20 protein-coding genes and 2 pseudogenes are annotated in these 22148 nt (G+C 61.4%); 14 read left to right on the top strand and 8 right to left on the bottom strand.

Translation table 11 applies throughout. The annotated features are described in order from the left end of the window. The first annotated feature begins 92 nt into the window (after positions 1-92). From I5S59_RS23270 to I5S59_RS23245, 6 genes are all read left to right on the top strand, one after another. Positions 93-980 (top strand): acyl-CoA dehydrogenase, encoded by an 888-nt coding sequence (locus I5S59_RS23270; protein ID WP_197878659.1) that lies wholly within the window; start codon positions 93-95, stop codon positions 978-980. 43 nt (positions 981-1023) lie between these two features. After that, positions 1024-2124 carry a serine hydrolase domain-containing protein gene (locus tag I5S59_RS23265; protein ID WP_197878658.1) on the top strand — a complete coding sequence of 367 codons (1101 nt, stop codon included), beginning with the start codon at positions 1024-1026 and terminating at the stop codon, positions 2122-2124. Then, entirely contained in the window at positions 2121-2417 is a 297-nt protein-coding gene (locus tag I5S59_RS23260) for an amidase (protein ID WP_197878657.1), read from the top strand. Before I5S59_RS23265 ends, I5S59_RS23260 begins: the two co-directional genes overlap by 4 nt. 45 nt (positions 2418-2462) lie before the next feature. Then, a complete protein-coding gene (locus tag I5S59_RS23255) occupies positions 2463-3044 on the top strand; it encodes a YceI family protein (protein ID WP_197878656.1) in 582 nt (193 codons plus the stop codon). A gap of 1 nt (position 3045) precedes the next feature. Further along, complete coding sequence (locus I5S59_RS23250; RefSeq protein WP_197878655.1) at positions 3046-4203, top strand: phospholipase D-like domain-containing protein; 1158 nt, start codon at positions 3046-3048, stop codon at positions 4201-4203. Between the two features lie 64 nt (positions 4204-4267). Next, positions 4268-4849, top strand: a complete 582-nt coding sequence (locus I5S59_RS23245) for a DJ-1/PfpI family protein (RefSeq protein ID WP_197878654.1) — start codon at positions 4268-4270, stop codon at positions 4847-4849. 73 nt (positions 4850-4922) lie between these two features. Here I5S59_RS23245 and I5S59_RS23240 read toward each other — a convergent pair whose 3' ends face one another. Further along, positions 4923-6446, bottom strand: a complete 1524-nt coding sequence (locus tag I5S59_RS23240; RefSeq protein ID WP_197878653.1) for a fumarate hydratase — start codon at positions 6444-6446, stop codon at positions 4923-4925. Positions 6447-6763: 317 nt separating this feature from the next. Between I5S59_RS23240 and I5S59_RS23235 the strand changes: the two genes are divergently transcribed. Together I5S59_RS23235 and I5S59_RS23230 are read left to right on the top strand one after the other, a co-directional pair. Continuing rightward, positions 6764-7876, top strand: a complete 1113-nt coding sequence (locus I5S59_RS23235; RefSeq protein WP_197878652.1) for a sensor domain-containing diguanylate cyclase — start codon at positions 6764-6766, stop codon at positions 7874-7876. Continuing rightward, on the top strand, positions 7869-8807 hold the full coding sequence (locus I5S59_RS23230; RefSeq protein ID WP_197878651.1) for an iron-sulfur-binding ferredoxin reductase: 939 nt from the start codon (positions 7869-7871) through the stop codon (positions 8805-8807). The genes I5S59_RS23235 and I5S59_RS23230 overlap by 8 nt, the downstream gene beginning before the upstream one ends. Before the next feature lie 44 nt (positions 8808-8851). Here the strand turns inward: I5S59_RS23230 and pyk are convergent, their stop codons facing one another. Further along, positions 8852-10303, bottom strand: a complete 1452-nt coding sequence (pyk, locus tag I5S59_RS23225; protein WP_197878650.1) for a pyruvate kinase — start codon at positions 10301-10303, stop codon at positions 8852-8854. A 171-nt stretch (positions 10304-10474) separates the two neighbouring features. On the opposite strand from pyk, the gene I5S59_RS23220 reads away from it, so the two are divergent. The 3 genes from I5S59_RS23220 to sbcB all read left to right on the top strand — a co-directional run bounded on the left by I5S59_RS23220 (position 10475) and on the right by sbcB (position 12835). Further along, positions 10475-10858: a tetratricopeptide repeat protein gene (locus tag I5S59_RS23220; RefSeq protein WP_197878649.1), complete on the top strand. Its 384-nt coding sequence runs from the start codon at positions 10475-10477 to the stop codon at positions 10856-10858. Positions 10859-10983: 125 nt separating this feature from the next. Continuing rightward, positions 10984-11343 carry a PilZ domain-containing protein gene (locus tag I5S59_RS23215; protein WP_197878648.1) on the top strand — a complete coding sequence of 120 codons (360 nt, stop codon included), beginning with the start codon at positions 10984-10986 and terminating at the stop codon, positions 11341-11343. A gap of 61 nt (positions 11344-11404) precedes the next feature. Continuing rightward, positions 11405-12835: an exodeoxyribonuclease I gene (sbcB, locus tag I5S59_RS23210; RefSeq protein WP_197878647.1), complete on the top strand. Its 1431-nt coding sequence runs from the start codon at positions 11405-11407 to the stop codon at positions 12833-12835. A gap of 87 nt (positions 12836-12922) precedes the next feature. Here sbcB and mvaT read toward each other — a convergent pair whose 3' ends face one another. Next, the gene (gene mvaT / locus I5S59_RS23205; RefSeq protein ID WP_197878646.1) at positions 12923-13300 is read right to left on the bottom strand and encodes a histone-like nucleoid-structuring protein MvaT; all 378 of its coding nucleotides are present in this window, start codon (positions 13298-13300) and stop codon (positions 12923-12925) included. A 314-nt stretch (positions 13301-13614) separates the two neighbouring features. On the opposite strand from mvaT, the gene purU reads away from it, so the two are divergent. Continuing rightward, positions 13615-14466 (top strand): formyltetrahydrofolate deformylase, encoded by an 852-nt coding sequence (gene purU, locus I5S59_RS23200; RefSeq protein ID WP_197878645.1) that lies wholly within the window; start codon positions 13615-13617, stop codon positions 14464-14466. 21 nt (positions 14467-14487) lie between these two features. Continuing rightward, positions 14488-14652 carry a hypothetical protein gene (locus I5S59_RS23195; protein ID WP_197878644.1) on the top strand — a complete coding sequence of 55 codons (165 nt, stop codon included), beginning with the start codon at positions 14488-14490 and terminating at the stop codon, positions 14650-14652. A gap of 9 nt (positions 14653-14661) precedes the next feature. On the opposite strand, the gene I5S59_RS23190 is transcribed toward I5S59_RS23195, so the two are convergent. The 4 genes and pseudogenes from I5S59_RS23190 to I5S59_RS26805 all read right to left on the bottom strand — a co-directional run. After that, a complete protein-coding gene (locus I5S59_RS23190; protein ID WP_197878643.1) occupies positions 14662-15420 on the bottom strand; it encodes a DUF2334 domain-containing protein in 759 nt (252 codons plus the stop codon). Beyond that, the gene (locus I5S59_RS23185; RefSeq protein WP_197878642.1) at positions 15413-16534 is read right to left on the bottom strand and encodes a glycosyltransferase family 4 protein; all 1122 of its coding nucleotides are present in this window, start codon (positions 16532-16534) and stop codon (positions 15413-15415) included. The genes I5S59_RS23190 and I5S59_RS23185 overlap by 8 nt, the downstream gene beginning before the upstream one ends. A 142-nt stretch (positions 16535-16676) precedes the next feature. Then, positions 16677-17273, bottom strand: a pseudogene (locus I5S59_RS26810) (methyl-accepting chemotaxis protein); the annotation flags it as partial. A gap of 261 nt (positions 17274-17534) precedes the next feature. Beyond that, positions 17535-18413, bottom strand: a pseudogene (locus I5S59_RS26805) (cache domain-containing protein); the annotation flags it as partial. Positions 18414-18727: 314 nt separating this feature from the next. On the opposite strand from I5S59_RS26805, the gene I5S59_RS23175 reads away from it, so the two are divergent. Next, positions 18728-20212, top strand: a complete 1485-nt coding sequence (locus I5S59_RS23175) for a helicase HerA-like domain-containing protein (RefSeq protein WP_197878640.1) — start codon at positions 18728-18730, stop codon at positions 20210-20212. Between the two features lie 59 nt (positions 20213-20271). Here I5S59_RS23175 and I5S59_RS23170 read toward each other — a convergent pair whose 3' ends face one another. Continuing rightward, the gene (locus tag I5S59_RS23170; RefSeq protein ID WP_197878639.1) at positions 20272-21744 is read right to left on the bottom strand and encodes an inorganic phosphate transporter; all 1473 of its coding nucleotides are present in this window, start codon (positions 21742-21744) and stop codon (positions 20272-20274) included. Between the last annotated feature and the right edge of the window lie 404 nt (positions 21745-22148).

The following is a 22148-nucleotide window of genomic DNA, read 5'->3' as shown; positions in this document are numbered from 1 at the left end:
ACTTTGTTGTGCAAGCTCAGCCTAGGTAGACGCGGTGTCACCCCTGTGAACCTTTGGTGATGCTTGGATGACAGCCCCCAAGGAGTGATGAAATGGTCTGGTTGCAACGACTCAACGATCCCGAGCGACACCCCCTGTCGGCCAGCCTTGCCGACACCTACAGCGGCCTGTTGGCTCGCCTGGGCGCGGTCAGTGCATTCGAGTTGGCGGTACTTGGCGCACGGGCGATGCCAACGCCGGGGCTGGCCTTTCTGGTGGGTTACCAGGCGGCGTTGCGGGTGCTGTGGCCCAGTGCCCCGGCCAGCCTCGGCGCGTTGTGCGCCAGTGAGCGGCGCAGCGTGCGGCCGGCGGATATGCAGGTACGCCTGAACGATTTGCGCCTGAGCGGCAGTAAAGACTTCGTCACTGCGGGGCTGGATGCCGACTGGCTACTGGTGGCGGCGCGCTGCGAGGCGCCGGGTGATTTGCCGCAACTGAGTCTGGCCGTGGTCTATCCCGGCGAACCGGGTGTGAGCCTGGAGCCTTTGCCGCCCCTGCCGCTGATGCCTGAGGTCGGCCACGCCAGGCTGCACCTGGACCAGGCCCTGTGCGAACGCCTGGCGGGGGATGGCTGGGATGCCTATGTCAAACCGTTCCGCACGCTCGAAGACCTGTATGTGCTGAGCGCGTTGTGCGCGTGGTTGTATGGCGTCGGCCAGGACAACGGCTGGCCGCAAGGCATACAGTTGCGGTTGATCGGCCTGCTCGGAGGCTGCGCCGAAGGTACTCGGCTGTGCGCCGATTCCATGGCCTGCCACCTGCTGCTGGGCGGCCTTTTTGCGCAGTTCGCCGCGCTCAGGGAAGAGATCAACCAGGCATTGCAAAACACCCCGGGCGAGTGGGCGACGCTGTGGCAGCGCGACCAGGGGTTGCTGGAGATTGCCAGCGCGGCGCGGGCCAAGCGCCTGGCCAAGGCCTGGGCCAGCGCAGGATTGTCATGAAGCATCGCTAGACTTGGCCAACGTCGGTCTTGAGTAACGTGGCATGATCAAAGCGCTGTCGCGGCTGGTGCTCAGCCTGGTGTTCAGCAGTGCCTGCGCCCATGGCCAGGAGGCCTGGCCTGTGCCGGAGTGGGCCATGGCGCCAGAGGCCAACAGCGCTGACTGGCGGGATGTTCAGGCTTATGCCTTCGCCGGGCGCGATGAACATCAGCGTGACGGTGTGCGGACCGATGCACTGCTGGTTATCAAGGACGGGCGGATTGTCTATGAACACTACGCGGCGCCTACCACCCGGGACACTCCCCACCTGACCTGGTCGATCAGCAAGAGTGTGCTGGCCACGCTCCTGGGGGTAGCGTGCAGCGAAGGCCGCTTTGCACTGGATGATCCGGTCGCGCGTTTTTACCCGCCCATGCAGGCCCATCCCGAAGTGCGTATCGAGGATTTACTGCATTGGGCCAGCGGTCTTGAGTGGCAGGAGGATTACGAATACGCACCGCTGCATTCCTCGGTGGTCGCCATGCTCTACACCCGGGGACACGCGGATATGGCCGCGTATGCTGCTGCGCGGCCTGCGGCGGTCGAACCGGGGCAGCGTTTTCTCTATTCCAGTGGCGACAGCAATCTGCTGGCGGCGGCCTTGCGTAGCATGGTGGGGGCCGAGCGCTATGGGCAGTACCCCTGGGATGCGTTATTCACCCCACTGGGCATTACCTCGGCGGTGTGGGAGCGTGATGCCAGCGGCACGCTGGTCGGTTCTTCCTACCTGTACATGAGCGCTCGCGATCTGGCACGCATCGGCTTGCTGATGCTGCGCGAGGGGCGCTGGCAGTCACAGCAGATGCTGGCAAAGGACTGGGTGGCATTCAACCGCACCCCGTTTGCCAACGCAGCGGCCCAACCCGGGGAGGCAACCCCCGGCGGGCATTGGTGGCTTAATCAGCCATTGCCCGGAGCCGGGCGGCCCTGGCCGAATGCGCCGGCCGAAGCCTTTGCCGCCTTGGGCCATTGGGGGCAGGCACTCTATGTTCTGCCCCATGAGCAATTGGTAATCGTGCGTTATGCCGATGACCGCGATGGACGCTTCGCCCATGACGAGCTGCTCAAGCGTGTGCTCGCCGCACAGGCCGGGAGGCAGCCATGAAGCGGGTGCTGGTGCTGCTAGTGCTACTGGCGGGAGGCTGGGTCTGGTACGAGCGTCAGGCACTGGCGGACTTTAGCGCTATCCTCAGTGCTTACTCGGCCAAGGAATATTGTTCCTGCCGCTTCGTGATGGGCTTTGATGCCGCTTACTGCCAGGCCTATGTGCGCCAGTACCTGCCGCTAAGTGCTCTTGAAGAACGCACGCAAACCCGTGAGGTCGCAGCCCGGGGGCTGGGTGTCGAGCGCCGCGCCCGCTGGCAAGGCGAGCAGGCGGGCTGCGGCTTGCTGCCGTGAAGGCAGGCGGGTAAGGTTGACGGCCTCTGTGTTACAGGATTTCTCATGTTCTCTGCGTCCCGTCTTTTACTGGCCCTGCTCGCCCTGTTGAGTTTTTCGGCCCACGCCAACTGGCACCTGGATGGCGAATCGTCGCGCCTGTCGTTTGTCACCAGCAAAAATGGCGATACCGCCGAAGTCCATCGTTTCCTCGTACTGCACGGCAAGGTTGACCGTAAAGGCGCGGCCCAGCTGCAGATCGAGATGGATTCCAACAGCAGTGGCGTACCGCTGCGTGATGAGCGCATGCGCCAGTCGCTGTTTGAGTTTGCCCGCTTTCCGGAAGCCAAGGTCAGCGCCCAGATCGACCTGCGGCCGATCAACGACCTGGCCAACGGTGCCCAGGTCGAACTGCGCTTGCCGCTGACCGTTGAACTGCATGGCAAGGAGCACAGCTACAACGCTTTGCTGCTGGCCACGCGCCTGGATGAGCGGCGCTTTCAGGTCGTGACCCTGGAGCCGTTGATGCTGCGCGCTGAAGACTTTGACCTGGCACCTGGCCTGGAGACCTTGCGCAAGCTGGCCGGGCTTAAATCCATCAGCCCGTCGGTGCCGGTGGCCGCGGTGCTGATCTTCACGGCGCGCTGATATGGCCGGACCGGTTTTCCCCTGGCGAGAGAACAACCGGTTCGAGTTATTGATCGACGGTCCCGAATTCTTTCCGCGCATGCTCGATGCCATCGAACAGGCGCAGCAGCAGGTCGACCTCGAACTGTACCTGGTGGAGGCCGGTGCTTGCGCCGAAGCCATGGTGCAGGCACTGGTGCTGGCTGCCGAACGCGGCGTGCAGGTGCGTTGCCTGTTCGATGACTACGGGGCTTTGGCGTTCACCCTGAGCCTGCGTCAGCGCTTGCTGGCCGCGGGTGTCGAACTGCGGTTGTACAACCGTCTGCGCTGGCGCCGGGGCTTTCGCAACCTGTACCGCGATCACCGCAAGTTGCTGGTGGTCGATCAACGCTGGGCGGTGGTGGGCGGCACGGGTGTGACGGACCAGTTCTGGATGCCGGGCGAGGCTGTCAGCGATTGGCACGAAGTGATGGTGCAGATGCAGGGGCCGCTGGTGGCTGACTGGCAGATGCTGTTCGACCGCCAATGGCGCGCCAACCTGCGGCGTACCGCCTGGCGTCCGCCGACACACTTTGGCTTGACGCACTTGCCGCATGTGCCGGACAGCGGCCGGGGCATGGGCCGGGTGGCCTATGCTGACGCCCGTCAGCATCGGGACATCCTGCAATCGCTGGTGCGCGCCTTGAACAGTGGCCAGCGCCGCATCTGGTTGGCCACCCCCTATTTTCTGCCGACCTGGAAGGTTCGCCGTTCGTTGCGCCGCGCCGCAGCTCACGGTATCGACGTGCGCCTGCTGTTGACCGGCCCGCGTACCGATCACCCGTCGGTGCGTTATGCCGGCCATCGCTATTACCCGCGCTTGCTCCGTGCCGGGGTGAAAATCTTTGAATACCAACCGTGCTTTCTGCACCTGAAAATGGTGCTGGTGGACGACTGGGTGAGCATTGGTTCGTGCAACTTCGACCATTGGAACCTGCGCTTCAACCTCGAGGCCAATGTCGAAGCCTTCGACCCGCCACTGACCGCTGCCGTGGCCGCCAGTTTCGAACGCGATTTTGCCCAGAGCCTGTGCATCGACCTTGCCCACTGGCATGCCCGGCCGCTGTGGAAGCGCGTGCAGCAGCGCGTGTGGGGCTGGCTCGACCGGCTGGTGGTCAACCTGCTGGATCGTCGCGGGTAGCCCAGGCGACAGGACGGTCTATGGTGTCTTGTACCTTTCTGACGCACATGAGGGAGTTGCTGAGATGGCCGCGAAAAAAATTCTGATGGTGGTAGGCGACTACGTTGAAGATTACGAGGTGATGGTGCCGTTCCAGGCCCTGCAGATGGTTGGCCATCAGGTGCACGCCGTGTGCCCGGGCAAGGGTGCCGGGCAATCGGTGCGCACGGCGATCCATGACTTCGAGGGTGACCAGACCTACAGCGAAAAGCCCGGGCACAACTTTGCCCTGAACTTCGACTTTGCCCAGGTCAAGGCTGACGACTATGACGCGCTGGTGATTCCAGGCGGCCGGTCGCCGGAGTACTTGCGTCTGAACGAGCAGGTGTTGGCATTGGTCAAGTCCATGGACCAGGCCGGCAAGCCGATTGCAGCGGTGTGCCATGGTGCGCAGTTGCTGGCGGCCGCCGGTGTACTTGAAGGGCGCGAGTGCAGTGCGTACCCGGCCTGTGCGCCAGAAGTTCGCCTGGCGGGCGGGCAGTTTGTCGATATCGCTGTGGACCAGGCCCATGTGCAGGGCAACCTGGCCACCGCACCGGCATGGCCGGCACACCCGGCGTGGTTGGCGGGGTTCCTGCAACTGTTGGGCACGCGCATCACCCTGTGAAGCCGGAACAGGCAAAAAAAAGCGGCAGGGGAATGACCCCCTGCCGCTTTTTTGTATCAGTAAACCCTGAGGTTTACTTCACTTCGACCGCCAGGCTTTCAGCGATCTTGCTCTGCCACAGGGCGGGACCGGTGATGTGCACCGATTCACCGTTGCTGTCGACGGCGACAGTGACCGGCATGTCCTTGACCTCGAACTCGTAGATCGCTTCCATGCCCAGTTCGGCAAAGGCCAGCACCTTGGACTTCTTGATCGCCTGGGCCACCAGGTAGGCAGCGCCACCCACAGCCATCAGGTACACGGCCTTGTTGTCCTTGATCGCTTCGATCGCAGTCGGGCCACGCTCGGACTTGCCGATCATGCCCAGCAGGCCGGTTTGTTCAAGGATCTGACGGGTGAACTTGTCCATCCGCGTGGCGGTGGTCGGGCCTGCCGGGCCAACCACTTCTTTGCGCACCGGATCAACCGGGCCGACGTAGTAGATGAAGCGGCCTTTGAGGTCTACCGGCAGCTCTTCGCCACGGTTGAGCATTTCGACCATGCGCTTGTGCGCAGCGTCGCGGCCGGTGAGCATCTTGCCGTTGAGCAGGATGGTCTCGCCCGGCTTCCAGCTCTGCACGTCTTCCGGGGTCAGGGTGTCGAGGTCGACACGACGGGCCGATGGGCCGGCTTCCCAGACGATTTCCGGGTAGGCGTCCAGCGACGGCGCTTCGAGGTCGGCAGGGCCGGAACCGTCGAGCACGAAGTGGGCGTGGCGGGTGGCGGCGCAGTTGGGGATCATGCAGACCGGCAGCGAGGCGGCGTGGGTCGGGTAATCCATGATCTTGACGTCAAGCACGGTGGTCAGGCCGCCCAGGCCCTGGGCACCGATGCCCAGCTGGTTGACCTTCTCGAACAGCTCCAGGCGGATCTCTTCGATACGATTCTGCGGGCCACGGGCCTTGAGCTCGTGAATGTCGATCGACTCCATCAACACTTCTTTGGCCATGACGGCCGCTTTTTCAGCGGTGCCGCCGATGCCGATGCCGAGCATGCCAGGCGGGCACCAGCCAGCGCCCATGGTCGGAACGGTTTTCAGCACCCAGTCAACGATCGAGTCGGACGGGTTGAGCATGGCCATTTTCGACTTGTTCTCGGAACCGCCGCCTTTGGCCGCCACGTCCACTTCCACGGTGTTACCCGGAACGATGGAGTAGTGGATGACCGCCGGGGTGTTGTCCTTGGTGTTTTTACGAGCACCAGCCGGGTCGGCCAGGATCGAGGCACGCAGGACGTTTTCCGGCAGGTTGTAGGCGCGACGCACGCCTTCGTTGATCATGTCGTCCAGGCTCATGGTGGCGCCATCCCAGCGCACATCCATACCGACGCGCACGAACACGGTGACGATACCGGTGTCCTGGCAGATCGGGCGATGGCCGGTGGCGCACATGCGCGAGTTGATCAGGATCTGGGCGATGGAGTCCCGTGCAGCGGGCGACTCTTCACGCAGATAGGCCTCATGCATGGCCTGGATGAAGTCAACGGGGTGGTAGTACGAAATGAACTGCAGGGCGTCGGCAACGCTCTGAATCAGGTCGTCTTGCTTGATCACGGTCATGCAGCGCGCTCCTCTTAAAGACGGGAACATTCAATAAGGTATTCCGACGCGGACAGGCCGAGGTGTCGAAACGACCTTTCACGGCGCACCGGCGGCTGGGCCTGCGGCGCAAAAAGGCGCGGCAGTATAGCGTGCATCGCACGTTGGTACACGTATCAGTGGTCTGACGAAGGTCTGCCCCTGGTCAGGCATTGTTTTTGCGTGGGCAGGGCGGCCGGAGCATGGCGCAAAGTGGCAATTATTCTTCACACGCCATAAAGTGGCGGTTTGCCATGCCCTTTCTGCTCTGCACGGGCCCGCAGCACGGTGATTCCCCTGTGACCGAAACAGCGCTGCAGCAGCTACTCCTCAAGCGTTTTCTCCTGGCCGCCGGCACCTATGTACTGGTGTTGGGCCTGGGGTGGGCGGCGTTTATCAGCGGGCACTTCCAGGCGCCGGCCAGCGTGTTGCTCAGTGGCGCCGGCCTGGCGCTGCTGTGCCAGTTGCTGCTGGGCTGGGTATTTGTCAGTGGCCGCAACCTGCGCTTCGCCGACCCCAGCCTGAGCGAATTCCAGGTGTTGCTGGCACTGGCCTGGCAGACCTGGTTGCTCAGTCACCTGGACCAGGCCCGGGGTACCTTTCTGGTGGTGTATCCGCTGATCCTGATGTTCGGCCTGTTTCACCTCAGCGGGCAAGCGTTCCTGCGTTGTGCAGTATTGATCTTCGCCAGTTTTGTCGGGCTGTGCGTCTGGGAGGCGGTCAAGGGTGACTGGCTGGAGGGACCGTTGGTCGCCCTGCAGGCGACAACCTTGCTGGTCGTGCTCTGCTGGTTGTGTCTGTACGCCCGCTACGTGCAGGGCTCGCGCCAGCGCATGCGCAAACAGCGCTATGCCTTGCAGACTCACCAGGACACCTTGCGGGCGATGATGAGCCAACTGGAAGAACTGGTGGCAACCGATGAGCTGACCGGATTGTTCAATCGACGCCATTTCCTCAACCTGGCGGGGCAGGCAGTGGATGTGATGAATAGCGGCTCCCGCCATGGCCTGGCGCTGATCGACCTGGACCATTTCAAGCGCATCAATGATGTTTACGGTCACGCAGCGGGCGACCAGGTGCTGCAGACCTTTGCCCGTGTGGCCAGCAGTTGCCTGCGCGACACCGACGTACTGGCGCGTTACGGCGGGGAGGAATTCGTCTTGATGATGCCCGATTGCACTGAGGCGCAACTGGTCGCCTGTTGCGAACGCGTGCGACATGCCTTTGCCCAGAGCCAGCCGCCATCGGTGGGCTTGCGTGTGGATGCCCTGAGCCTGTCGGTCGGCATGACCGTACTGGCTGCCGACGATGACCTGGATGACGCTTTGCACCGCGCCGACCAGGCGCTGTACCGCGCCAAACGCAGCGGTCGCAACCGTTGCCTGGGCGCGTGGGAGGCCGTCGATGCCTGATATCCGGGTGGGCGAACGCTGCTGGTCGGTAGCGACCGGCAGCAATTTGCTGGATGCCTTGAACGAGGCTGGCCTGGCCGTACCTTACAGTTGCCGGGCTGGGAGTTGCCATGCCTGCATGGTCCGATGCCTGGACGGCCAGCCGCAGGACGCCCGGCCAGAGGCGCTGGACCCCGTCAAACGCCAGCAAGGCGGGCGTTTGTCCTGTCAGTGCCGGGTCGAAAGCGACGTGCAGGTCGCCCTGTTCGATCCGCTTCAAGATGGCATCGGGGCGAGCGTGGCCGGCGTCGACTGGTTGAGCCAGACAGTGCTGCGCCTGCGTCTGGAACCTGAGCGGTTGCTGCGTTATCAGGCGGGCCAGCACCTGGTGCTGTGGAGTGAGGGCGGCGTAGCCCGGCCTTATTCACTGGCGAGCCTGCCCGGTGAGGATCGCTTTCTGGAGTTTCACCTGGATTGCCGTCAACCGGGGGCTTTTTGCGCTGCGGCACGGCAGTTGCGGGTCGGTGACACGCTGCGTCTGGGCGAGCTGCGTGGGGGGGCTCTGCACTACGACGCCGACTGGCAGGAACGCCCGCTGTGGTTGCTGGCGGCGGGCACCGGGCTGGCGCCCTTGTGGGGCATTTTGCGTGAGGCGTTGCGCCAGGATCACCATGGCCCGATTCGCCTGTTGCACCTGGCCCATGATGACGGCGAGCACTACCTGGCCGAGGCGCTGGCCATGCTGGTTGAGCGTCACCCACACCTGCAGGTTGAGCGGCTGACGCCACAGACACTGCCACAAAGCCTTGCTGCATTGCGCTTGCAGGCCCGTCAGACAATTACCCTGGCCTGCGGGTCTGCGGCCAGCGTCGAACAGTTCTCCCGGCGCATGTTTCTCGCCGGTTTACCGCGTAACCAGCTGTTTGCCGACACCTTCGTCGGCCATGCATAAAAAAACCGCAGCACAGGCTGCGGTTTTTTCATTGCGGGGTCTGATCAGACCAGCGAATCACCGACATGCAGGATCTTCATGCCGTTGGTGCCACCCACGTTGTGGTAGCTGTCACCTTTGGTCAGGATCACCCAGTCACCGGGTTCGACCAGGCCGCGCTTGAGCAGCTCGTCGACCGCCGCCTGGCTGACTTTTTCCGCCGGCAATGCAGCCGGGTCAAAGGCAATCGGGTAGACGCCGCGGAACATCGAGGCACGGGCCTGGGTGGCGCGGTGTGGAGACAGGGCGAAGATCGGCACCGAGGAACGCAGGCGCGACATGATCAACGGGGTGTAGCCACTTTCGGTGAGGGCGATGATCGCCTTGACGCCCGGGAAGTGGTTGGCCGTGTACATGGCTGCCAGGGCGATGCTTTCGTCGCAGCGCTCGAACGTGGTGTGCAGGCGGTGGCTGGACTTCTGGCTGGTCGGGTGCTTTTCGGCACCCTGGCAGATACGTGCCATGGCCTGGACCGCTTCGATCGGGTAGGCACCCGCGGCACTCTCGGCCGACAGCATGACTGCGTCAGTGTTGTCGAGCACGGCGTTGGCCACGTCGGACACTTCGGCACGGGTCGGCATCGGATTCTGGATCATCGACTCCATCATCTGCGTGGCGACGATCACGGCCTTGTTGTTGCGACGGGCGTGCTGGATGATTTTTTTCTGGATCGCGATGAGCTCGGCATCACCGATTTCCACGCCCAGGTCACCACGGGCAACCATCACTGCGTCACTGGCAGCGATCAGGCCATCGAGGGTTTCGTCGTCGGCAACGGCTTCGGCGCGTTCGATCTTGGCGACCAGCCAGGCGCTGCCGCCGGCTTCGTCGCGCAGGCGACGGGCGTATTCCATGTCGCTGGCGTCACGCGGGAACGACACGGCCAGGTAGTCCAGGTCCATCTCGGCTGCCAGTTTGATGTCGGCCTTGTCTTTTTCGGTCAGGGCCGGTGCGGTCAGGCCGCCACCTTTGCGGTTGATGCCTTTGTGGTCGGACAGCGGGCCGCCGATCAGTACCGAGCAGTGCAGGGCGTCGCTGGTGGCGGTTTCCACACGCATGACCACACGGCCGTCGTCGAGCAGCAGCTCGTCACCGACGCCGCAGTCCTTGACCAGGTCCGGATAGTCGATGCCGACGATATCCTGGTTGCCATCGGTCAGCGGGTGAGCGGTGGAGAACGTGAAGCGATCACCGACTTTCAGTTCGATGCGCTTGTTGGTGAATTTGGCGATACGAATCTTCGGGCCTTGCAGGTCGCCGAGCAGTGCTACGTGGCGACCCAGGCGTGCTGCGATTTCGCGGATCAGGCGAGCGCGGGCCTTGTGCTCATCGGGCGTGCCGTGGGAGAAGTTCAGGCGAGCGACATCCAGGCCGGCAAGAATCAGTTGTTCGATAACTTCCGGCGAGTTGCTGGCTGGGCCAAGGGTGGCGACGATTTTGGTACGGCGGATGGTCATGCACAGACTCCTATAGTGAAGCGCAGCGAAAGGCTACTCTGGAATTTCGCTGTAGTCATTGTTCCTTTGCACTACCTTGCCCGTCGGGCGGGTGGCGTTTGAACGGGGCGAGGTGCTGTCTACAGATTTCCCGGGCAATGCCGATAAACTGCTCAATACAGGAGATTCCCCATGCGAGCCTTGATCGTTCTAGCCCTGGCGACCAGTGTCGTCGGCTGCACCCGTTGGTCGATGGACCACCATTTGAACAATGCCTACCGCGCCTACGATCGCGGCGATTGCGAGAAGGTCATGCTCGAGCTGTCGCAGGTCGACCGCACCAGCCGTGCGCGGCCGTTTGTGCACCCCGAGGTATCCATGTTGCGCGGCCAGTGTCTGGAGCGCCAGAAGCTTTACGTCGATGCGGCGCAGATCTACCAGTACCTCATCGCGCAGTATCCGCAGAACGAGTACGCCTATCGTGCCCGTGCCCGCCTGCAGACCCTCGAACAGCTCGGGCACCTGCGCGGCGAAGCGGCCATGGCCCGCCCGACCAGCACCACGCCTTGGCGATAATACTAAAGTGTTCGCCTGCGATTGTGACGCGCGGGTCAGGTTGGGCTAATCTTAGTGCTGTAACACAAGCGACAATGCAGCACTAGCGCGGCCCTGCTAAAGGGTCTCCGACAGCGATCCCGATCATGTTTAACGAGCGTCACATCGAGCGCCATCAGCTCCCTTATTTCCTCAAAGTCTTCAACCGCTATACCGATCAGCCCATTGGCTACCTGGGTAACGTTTCTGAAGACGGCCTGATGCTGATCAGCCAGCTGCCCATGCTGGTCGGCCCGGATTACGAGTTGCAACTGAAAGTGATCGGCCGTGGTGGCGGGGTGCTCCTGATCAACCTGACCGCCAGTTGCCTGTGGTGCCATGAAGATGCGACGCCGGGTCACTACGACGCCGGTTTCATGCTGCTGCAGGCACCACGCGAATACAGTCAGCTGGTCCGGGCCCTGCGTAATTATTTCAGCTTCTATCCGCTGGGTGCTTCGGTGTGAAGCTGGCCGTGGCAGGCGAGTAGCCCTAGACTCTGGTCGATCTTATGTTCAGGACGACCCCGTGAGCACCAGCATTTTCTGGCACGACTACGAAACCACCGGCATCAATCCGCGCAGCGACCGGCCCTTGCAGGTCGCCGGTGTGCGCACCGATCTCGAGCTCAACGAGATCGAGGCGCCGATCAACCTGTACTGCCAGCCCAGCGACGATATCCTGCCGCACCCTGCCGCGTGCCTGGTCACCGGCATCACCCCGGATCAACTGGCTCGCGACGGTTTGCGCGAGGCTGAGTTCATGACCCGGGTGCACGCCGAACTGGCTCGCCCGGGCACCTGCGGCGCCGGCTACAACAGCCTGCGGTTTGACGATGAAGTCACGCGCTACAGCCTGTACCGCAACTTCTTCGACCCCTATGCCCGCGAGTGGCAGGGCGGCAATAGCCGCTGGGACCTGATAGATGTTGTGCGTACAGCCTATGCCTTGCGCCCGGATGGCATCGTCTGGCCCGAACAGGACGGGCGCGTCAGCTTGCGCCTGGAGTTGCTCACGGCGGCCAATGGCATCAACCATGGTCAGGCTCATGAGGCGCTGAGTGATGTGCGGGCGACAATCGCCCTGGCGCGATTGATCCGGGAGAAACAGCCAAAGCTTTATGACTGGTTGTTTCAATTACGCAGCAAACAGAAAGTGCTGGATCAAATCCGCTTGTTAAAACCACTGGTACATATTTCCGGGCGTTTCTCCGCCGCGCGTAATTATCTGGGTGTGGTGCTGCCGCTGGCCTGGCACCCGCGTAACCGTAACGCCCTGATTGTCTGTGACTTGGGCATGGATCCGGAGCCTTTATTACAGGAAGACGGCGAGTCATTACGTCAGCGCTTGTACACGCGACGTGAAGAGATGCCTGAAGGGCAATTACCCGTGCCGTTGAAGTTGGTGCACATCAATCGTTGCCCGGTTGTTGCGCCGCTGAATGTAGTGCGCGCGCAGGACCAGCAACGCCTGGAGCTGGATATATCCTTATATCAAGCGCGGGCATCTCGCCTGATACAGGAGCAGTCAATTTGGCAGCCCAAGTTGGAAAGCCTCTACGCAGAGGAAGAGTTTGCCCCTTGCGATGATCCCGAGCAGCAGCTGTATGACGGCTTTATCGGTGATCGTGATCGGCGATTGTGCGAGCAAGTGCGCACTGTCGAACCTGAGCAATTAGGCCAGGGGCACTGGATGTTCGATGACGAGCGTTTACCTGAATTACTCTTTCGCTACCGTGCGCGAAACTTTATTGAAACCTTGAACGCGCAAGAGCTGCAGCGCTGGCAGCTGTTTTGCCAGCAGCGCCTGAGTGATCCGCAGATGGGCGCGCCCAACACCCTAGGGGATTATGAGCAGGCCCTTCAGGGGTGCTGGGCGCAAGCCAGCGCCGCTCAGCGGGAGATACTCGGGCAGTGGCAAGCACATGCTCAGACGTTGAAGTTGCAGATGGGGCTTTAAGCGCTATTTAAGCAATCGGCGAAAACGAAAAACGCCAGCAAGCTGGCGTTTTTCATCATTGCAACATTTGGTTGCAGTGGCGGGTGATTAACCCAGCAGGGTTGCCCAACCTTCAACCACATCGCCACCCCACTTGGCTTTCCACTCTTTCAGGGTTTTGTGGTTGCCGCCTTTGGTTTCGATGACTTCACCGTTGTGCGGGTTTTTGTATTGCTTGACCTTGCGTGCGCGCTTGGTGCCGGTGGTTTTAACGGCGCCGCGAGGTGCTTTGCCCGATTTCGATTCCGGATCCAGCAGGGCAATGATATCGCGCAGCGACTTCTGATATTCGCCCATCAGGTTGCGCAATTTGCCTTCGAATTCCAGTTCTTTCTTCAGCTTGTCGTCGTTCGACAGGTTGGCCAGGCGGGCCTGCAGTTCTTTGATGGCTTCTTCGGTAGCGCGATATTCGTTGATCAGGGACATTGAGTGATCCTTGGGAATTTGGGGGAAACAGGGAGACAGTGGGGCAATAATAGTCAGAGCTTCCAGTCAAGTAAACATTAAACTGGGCAATTAACCGGTAATGGCTTAAATCGCTTTGATCGATTTGATTAAGAAAAATTTACAAACTAAGACTTGCGTCTAACTGCTAATTCTCTGCAATGCGTTATGTGCTGTGGCCTTGGGCTGCATTCAGACAGTGCGGCTGCCGGCGATGAACGCGTGCATTCCCTACTGCAGTTTTCCCGGGCACTCGTTAGAATGAGCGCCTTTGCGAAGTATCTGGAGTCTCATTCATGCGCACCTACCGGCTGGTGATTGCTTGCCCCGACCGCGTTGGCATCGTCGCCAAAGTCAGTAATTTCCTGGCGTCCTATAACGGCTGGATCAACGAAGCGAACCATCATTCCGATGAGCAGAGCGGTTGGTTCTTCATGCGTCACGAAATTCGCGCGAACACTTTGCCGTTTGGCATCGAGGCATTCCGCGAAGCCTTCGCGCCTATTGCCGAAGAATTCTCCATGGTCTGGCGCATCACCGACACCGACCAGAAAAAGCGTGTGGTACTGATGGCCAGCCGCGAGTCCCACTGCCTGGCTGACCTGTTGCACCGCTGGCATGCCAAGGAACTCGATTGCGACATTCCTTGCGTGATCTCCAACCACAATGACCTGCGCAGCATGGTCGAGTGGCATGGCATTCCGTTCTTCCACGTTCCGGTCGACCCGCAGGACAAGCAGCCAGCGTTTGCCGAAGTATCGCGCCTGGTCAAAGAGCACGGTGCCGACGTCGTGGTGCTGGCGCGTTACATGCAGATCCTGCCGCCGCAACTGTGCCAGGAATATGCTCAGCAGGTGATCAACATTCACCACAGCTTCCTGCCATCGTTTGTCGGCGCCAAGCCTTACCACCAGGCGTCGCTGCGCGGCGTGAAGCTGATTGGTGCAACGTGCCACTACGTCACCGAAGAACTGGACGCCGGGCCGATCATCGAACAGGACGTGGTCCGCGTCAGCCACAGTGACAGCATTGAAGACATGGTCCGTTTCGGCCGCGACGTCGAGAAAATGGTACTGGCGCGTGGCTTGCGCTATCACCTGGAAGACCGTGTGCTGGTTCATGGCAACAAAACGGTGGTCTTCAACTAACGCGCACAAGGAGGTTGAACCATGGCCGATCCCCTCGACAAGGCAACCTCCAAAGCCCCGCCAACCCTTGGCGAAGGCTGCCTGAGCCGTTACGACCCGGATGCGCTGGACAGCGAAGATGGCACCGACTTTCCCGGTGCCGCCGAGCTCTGGGAGCAGTTGCATCCGCCTGCTGAGCCTGACTGACCTGCAATACTACTGCTGTGCCAGCCACGCCTGCTTGGTCAGCGGTGTGCGCCCTTGCTCCAGCAACTGTTGCAGGGTCTTTAGCCAGTAGCGGCGGGCACCGGCATGGCGCATATCCACCGGGTGCACGCCAAGCCGTATCACCGGCGCCTGTTCAAGCTGTGCGACGTACACCTCGCAGGCGACTCTCGATAGCCCTCTGCGCCAGGCGCTGCGGGCACTCCAGACCAGGCCAGGGGCAGCGACGGGAGCAAAATCCGGTAACCGGTACAGGTGCCTCGAATCGCTGGTATAGCGTAGCGGCAGGTTGCTCAATGCCCGGCGGGTACCTTCGCTCATCAGCCAGGCCGGTGCGACAAAGCCGGCCAGCGGCCAGCCAAACTGCTGAAATGTCGCCATGCCGGACTGCAGGCGCTGCAGGGCAGTGGCGTGGTCGAGGTCATAGAATTCGCCTTCGACGGTATAGATACGGCGCATGAAGTAGTCGCGTGGCGAGTGTGGCGGTGGGCCGTCATCGGCATGGTAGTAACCATGCAATGCCAGCTCGTCACCACGGGCCAGGCGTCGATCCAGCTGGCGTCGAAACGCATCCGCCCGGGCTAGCGGTGCCTGCTTGTGAAAGTTTGGCACCACCAGCCAGGTGATGGGGATATTGCCCAGGGCGTCGACGGTTTCGACGAACGCCTGATAGTCCGGCCAGGTGGGCGGGGCAACGTCGTGCAGCACCAGCAGCACGCTCTGGCCGGTGCAGCTGAGGGGCTCAGGCATGGGCGCGCGCTGGCAGTTCATGACCCAGCACGGCGCGGTAATGTGCCAGCAGGCCCTTGATCACGCCGTCCCAGGCATAGTGCTGTTCGACATGTAAGCGCGCCTGGCCGCCAAGGTGCGCCGCGCCTTCCTCAATCACCTCGTGTACGGCCCGTGCCATGGCATGACCGTCATTGGGTTGGCACAGTCGCCCGAAGCGTTCATCGACGAGTTCGCAAAATGCCCCAGCGGCCACTGCCACCACGGGTGTGGCACAAGCCATGGCTTCCAGCACCACCAGGCCGAAGGTTTCCTGATCGCCGGCATGCAGCAGCACATCGGCGCTGGCCAGCAGGCGCGCAACTTCGCTGACCGGGCAGAAGTGGTCGATGACCGTGACATTGGCTGGCACGTTGCTGGGCATGTGTGAGCCGACCAGTACCAGATGGTAATGCTTGCCCAGGCGCTGCATGCAGTCGAGCAGCACCGGCAGCTTTTTCTCCCGTGAGCCGCGGCCGGCAAACACCAGCAGGTGCGTGCTGTCGGCCAGGTGCAGCTGCCGGCGCAGTTCGCTGTCGTGGTGCTGTGGGTGGAAGGCGGCAAGGTCCACGCCCAGGCGTTGCACATGCACATTGTCGATACCCAGTGCACGCAGCTTGTTGGCCATGACCAGACTGGGGGCCAGCACCCGGTCAAAATTGCCATACAGCTTGCTGACATAGGCTTCGACGTTGGGAGTGAACCAGTTGCCCATGCGGTTGCTGACCAGCAACGGCAGGTCGGAATGGTAGAAACCGATGACCGGTACATCGAGCTGGCGGCTGGCATCCAGGGCGGCCCAGGCCGTGAGGTAGGGGTCTGCGACTTCGATCAGGTCCGGTTGAAGTTCTTGCAGCACGGCGCACCAGGGGGCCAGGCGCAAGGGGAAGCGGTAGCCGTTGCCAAACGGCAGGGCAGGGGCCGGGACGTGGTACAGGCCGTTGGCGTGATGGGCGCTGGCGCCGGGAATCAGCAGGCTGTGGCGGACATCGGGGAGGCGTCCAAGGCGACGATGTTTGGCATCAAGATAGGTGCGTACGCCACCGCTGGCGGGGGCGTAGAACATGGTGATGTCAGCAATGTGCACGATCAGCATCCCTCCGAGATCGTCTTCAGGGGCTCATCAGGCATTCAATAGAAGCGGATGAGGCGCCCTTGGGTTGACCTCTATAAAGGATAGTTTGTTCGATCGCGCTGCGAAGGGCAGGGCAGCGGCGTGCGCCGCTGCCCTGAGGGGCTTAGATGCGGAAGCTGCCGACCAGCTGTTTCAGGCGGCTGGCTTGCTGCTCGAGGTCTGCGCAGGCACGCAGGGTCGATTGCAGGTTCTCGACGCCTTCCTGGTTGAGCATGTTGATTTCGTTGATGTCCATGTTGATCGAGTCGACCACGGCGGTCTGCTCTTCGGTGGCGGTGGCCACCGACTGGTTCATGCCGTCGATCTCGCCGATGCGCAGGGTCACGCTGCCCAGCCGTTCACCGGCCTGGTTGGCAATCTCGACGCTGTCCTGGCTGTGGCGCTGACTCTGGCCCATGGTGTCGACCGACTCGCGGGCACCGACCTGCAGTTCTTCGATCATGTTCTGTACCTGCTGCGCCGACTCCTGGGTGCGGTGGGCCAGGTTGCGCACTTCGTCGGCGACCACCGCAAAGCCACGACCGGCTTCGCCGGCACGGGCGGCCTCGATGGCGGCGTTCAGCGCCAGCAGGTTGGTTTGCTGGGAAATGCTGGTGATCACTTCAAGGATCTGGCCGATATTCACCGTCTTGCTGTTGAGCGTTTCGATGTGCGAGCTGGAGGTGCAGATCAGGGCCGACAGACGGTTCATGGCCGCGATGCTGCGGTCGACCACTTGCTGGCCTTCCTCAGCCAGGTGGCGCGCCGAGCTTGCCTGTTGCGAGGCCTGGGCGGCGTTATGGGCAATTTCCTGGGCGGCAGCGCCAAGCTGGTTGATTGCAGCGGCAACACTGTTGGTGCGGTTGGACTGCTCGTCGGAGTTGACCATCGATGAGTTGGAGGCGCTGACCACCCGCAGTGCCACTTCGTTGACCTGCTCGGTGGCCGACGATACTTCGCTGATTGAGGTATGGATGCGTTCCACGAAGCGGTTGAACGCCTTGCCCAGGGTGCCGAACTCGTCCTGGCCATGGATGCTCAGGCGTTTGGTCAGGTCGCCTTCACCTTCGGCAATGTCTTCCATGGCGCGGGTCATGGTGTGCAGTGGTTGCAGCAGTACGCGGATCAACAGGCCGAGCAGGGCGATGATGATCACCACGGCGACCAAGGTGGCAATCACCGCCGATGTACGGAACTTGCTGAGCATCGAGTAGGCTTTGTCCTTGTCGATGGACAGGCCGATGTACCAGTTGGCCGATGGCAGGCCCTTGACCGGGGCGAAGGTCAGCAGGCGGGTTACCCCGTTGAGTTCTATTTCGCTGAGCTGTTTGCTCAGGCGCGGGGTGTTTTGCGGGTAAAGGTCCGAGAGCGACTTCATCACCAGATTTTTGTCCGGGTGAACGAGGATCTTGCCCTGGTCGTTGACCAGGAAGGCGTAGCCCATGCCGCCGAAGTTCAGCGAGTTGATGATCTCGCTCAAACCGTCCAGCGCGAGGTCGCCGCCGACCACGCCGACGTTGCGCGCGGCCGTGGCCACCACCGAAATCACCATCTTGCCGGTGCTGACATCAATATAGGGTTCGGTCAGGATCGGGCCGTTGGCAGCCATGCCGTCTTTGTACCAGGGGCGCACGCGCGGGTCATAACCATCGGGCATCTTCATTTGCGGGCGAATGGTAAAACCGCCGTTGACGTCACCCAGGTAAACCGTCAGGAAACTTGATACCAGTGCTTGTTGGCCAAGCAATGTGCCAGGGTTATCGGCACCCGGGAACGCGGCAATATTCTGTGCCACGTTTTGCACCAGCTGAATGCGGCCATCAAACAGGTTTTTGATATTGGTGGAGGTGCTGTCGCCCATCTCGGCGAGATAACTTTCCAGATCTTCGCGAATGGCATTACGCTGCAGGAAGTCGTTGTATAAGGTGAAGAGTGTGAATGCGATCATGACGATCAAGGAAGCGGCCAGAAGGATCTTGTGGCTGAATCGGAGGCTTTTGTTCATAACGTGTCGGTCCGCTAAGGTTTTGTTATCCGGGTCGTTCGCACAAAGAACAGTTTGAAAGCAGTGCAGGTCCCCTTTCCTTGTCGGGCTTTTCCTGTCTTTCTGGTGGTCTATCGCTAATTGAGATATCGGCCGATTCGAGCCAAAGCTTAAACAGAGGGTGAAAAAACATGCCTGACACTTCGCAGTTTATTCTTGGCGCCGACCCGGCCGGACAACCGGTTGCGCAAGCCATGCGCCTGGCCAACCGTCATGGTCTGGTTGCCGGTGCCACCGGTACTGGCAAAACCGTCACCCTGCAGCATATGGCCGAAGCGTTCAGCGATGCCGGGGTGGCGGTATTCGCCGCTGATGTCAAAGGCGACCTGTGCGGGCTGGGCGCCGTTGGCAATCCGCAGGGCAAGGTTGCCGAGCGGATTGCCGGCATGCCCTGGCTTGGGCACCGGCCACAGGCGTACCCGGTGAGTCTGTGGGATATCCACGGGCAATCCGGTCATCCGTTGCGTACCACCCTCAGCGAAATGGGCCCATTGTTGCTGGGCAATTTGCTGGAACTGACAGACAGCCAGCAGGCGGCGCTGTATGCCGCGTTCAAAGTGGCCGATCGGGAAGGCTTGCTGCTGCTGGACATAAAAGACCTCAAGGCGCTGTTGGCACACCTCAAGGACAACCCGCAACTACTCGGCGACGACAGTGCCTTGATGACCACCGGTTCCAGCCAGGCGCTGTTGCGGCGCTTGGCAACGCTGGAGCAGCAGGGTGCCGAAGCCTTGTTCGGTGAGCCTGCTTTGCAACTCGAGGACCTGTTGCGCCCGGATGCTGATGGCCGTGGGCGCATTCATCTGCTTGATGCCAGCCGCCTGGTGCATGAAGCGCCAAAGGTGTATGCCACCTTCCTGCTGTGGCTGCTTGCGGAGTTGTTCGAACAACTGCCCGAGCGCGGTGATGCCGACAAACCGCTGCTGGCCTTGTTCTTCGATGAAGCCCACCTGTTGTTCAATGGCACGCCAAAGGCGCTGCAGGACCGCTTGGAGCAAGTGGTCCGGCTGATCCGCTCCAAAGGTGTGGGTGTGTACTTCGTGACGCAGTCACCCAGCGATCTGCCGGATGATGTGCTGGCGCAACTGGGACTGCGCATCCAGCACGGCCTGCGTGCCTTCACTGCCAAGGAACAAAAGTCGTTGAAGGCGGTGGCCGACGGTTTTCGTCCGAACCCCGATTTTGAGACCTTGAGCGTGCTGACGGAGCTGGGTATTGGTGAGGCGCTGGTCGGTATCCTGCAGGAAAAAGGCACGCCCGGCATGGTCCAGCGGGTGTTGATTGCACCCCCGCAGTCGCGTATCGGGCCTTTGACTGACGCCGAGCGGGCTGCCTTGATTGCGGCCTCGCCCCTGGCTGGGCGTTATGACAAGCCGGTGGACCGTGAGTCTGCCTACGAAATGCTCACTGCCCGCAAAGGCGGCGAGGTGGCGCCTGAGCAAGCGCCGAAGGCGGCACCTGCGCAAGAGAGCTTCGCCGACCAGGCTGGAGAATTTCTGCAGAGCGCTGCCGGGCAGGCGATCAAATCGGCGGTGCGCCAGGCGGCCAACCAGTTCGGGCGTCAGTTGGTGCGCGGCTTGATGGGTTCGCTGCTGGGTGGCAGCAAGCGTCGGTAAAGGCCGGACCGCAGGCATGAAAAAGGCGCCCGGAGGCGCCGTTTTCAATGCGGTTCAGTTCAAACGATGAACTTGGTTGCAAACCAGAACAGCGCTGCGGACAGGCCCACGGTTGCCGGCAGGGTCAGGACCCAGGCCAGCAGAATGGTCTTCACAGTACCGCCTTGCAGGCCGCTTTTGTTCGCGACCATGGTACCGGCGACACCCGAAGACAGAACGTGGGTGGTCGATACCGGCAGGCTGAAGACGTTGGCCATGCCGATGGCACACGCCGCGGTGATCTGCGCCGACATGCCCTGGGCATAGGTCATGCCCTGCTTGCCGATCTTCTCGCCGATGGTCAGTACGACACGTTTCCAGCCGACCATGGTACCCAGGCCCAAGGCCAGGGCGACTGCGAGGATTACCCAGAACGGTGCGTACTCGGTGGTGGCGGTCAGGTCTTTGCGCAGTTTGTCGAGGTCCGCTTTCTCACGGGCCTGCAGGCCTGGCAGCTTGCCGACTTTCTTCGCAGTGTCGTCCAGGCAGAGCAGGTAACGACGCACTTCAACGCGTTTTTCCGGGCTCAGCGAACGGTACTCGGTCACGCCTTTGAGCGAGTTGAGCAGCGCTTCGATGGTCGGTTCGGTCTGTTGCGGGTTGCAGCTGAACTGCTCTGGCAGATCGCCAGTCTTGGCTTTGCCCAGCGCCAGGAACTCGCCCAGCGTGGCTTCGTTACGCTGGTAGAACTGGCTCAGGTGCAAGGTGGCGTCGCGGGTGCGCTCGATCTGGTAGGTGGTGCTGTTCAGGTCGAGAACGAACTGCGCCGGAACGATACCGATCAATACCAGCATGATCAGGCCGATGCCTTTTTGACCATCGTTGGAACCGTGCACGAAGCTCACACCCATGGCCGAAATCACCAGTACCAGGCGGTTCCAGAACGGCGGGTGTTTCTTGTCGTCGAGCTTGCGGCGCTGTTCGGGGGTCTTGTGCATCTTTGACAGCGGGCGCCACCATTTGAGGCCCAGCAATACCAGGGCTGCTACGGCGAAACCGGCCATTGGCGACAGCAGCAGGGAAACGCCGATGTCGATTGCCTTCTGCCAGTTGACCCCGTCACCCAATGGAATGTCGCTGATCAGGGCATTGGCCAGGCCTACACCGAGGATCGAACCGATCAGGGTATGGGAGCTGGACGCCGGGATACCGAAGTACCAGGTCCCCAGGTTCCAGGCGATGGCGGCGGCCAGCAAGGAGAAGACCATGGCCAATCCATGACCGGTGTTCACATTGATCAGCAGTTCTACCGGCAATAGATGCACGATGGCGTAGGCCACCCCGACACCGCCGAGCAGCACGCCGAGGAAGTTGAACACCCCGGAAAAGAACACCGCCAGGTGCGGAGGCATGGCTTTGGTATAAATGACTGTAGCTACCGCGTTTGCGGTGTCATGAAAGCCATTGATGAACTCGAAGGCGAGTACGAAGGTCAAAGCGAGCAGCAGGCTCACCAGTACCCAGGCATCAAGTCCGCTGAATAAATCGATCATGAAGGTTTTCTGACCCGGTCATAAGGGGGCGCGATTATGCCAGAAATCCCTGCTAATCGATGCATCTGCCGCTGACTGGTTAGCGTCCGTTCGGCGCTTTTTGGCACAGCGAAGTGTCGGGAATGGTTGGGGAAATGTCGGCTAAAGTCGGTAAAAATCGAGAAAATACAAGGATGTACGACGGCGTAGGTCGCATATTAAGAATTCAAACGATCGTATGAAATTTGTGAGAATCCGTTACGATCAGCTGTAAGCACTGTAACGATCATCCGGCAGGACTTTTTTCAAGTACCAGCCATCCGCCGGCCCGCCGCAGGCGGGGGGGGCGCCGGGGCGGCCGCGGGGGGGGGTTGGTGGTTGTGGCGGGGTTGGAGGTGAGGGGGGCACGGCGGGGCAGGGATTGT

Source organism: Pseudomonas alkylphenolica, assembly GCF_016009175.1.
Classification (GTDB): domain Bacteria; phylum Pseudomonadota; class Gammaproteobacteria; order Pseudomonadales; family Pseudomonadaceae; genus Aquipseudomonas; species Aquipseudomonas alkylphenolica_B.
The sequence above is the reverse complement of the archived record's forward strand: the minus strand, read 5'-3'. Positions and strand labels throughout refer to the sequence as shown.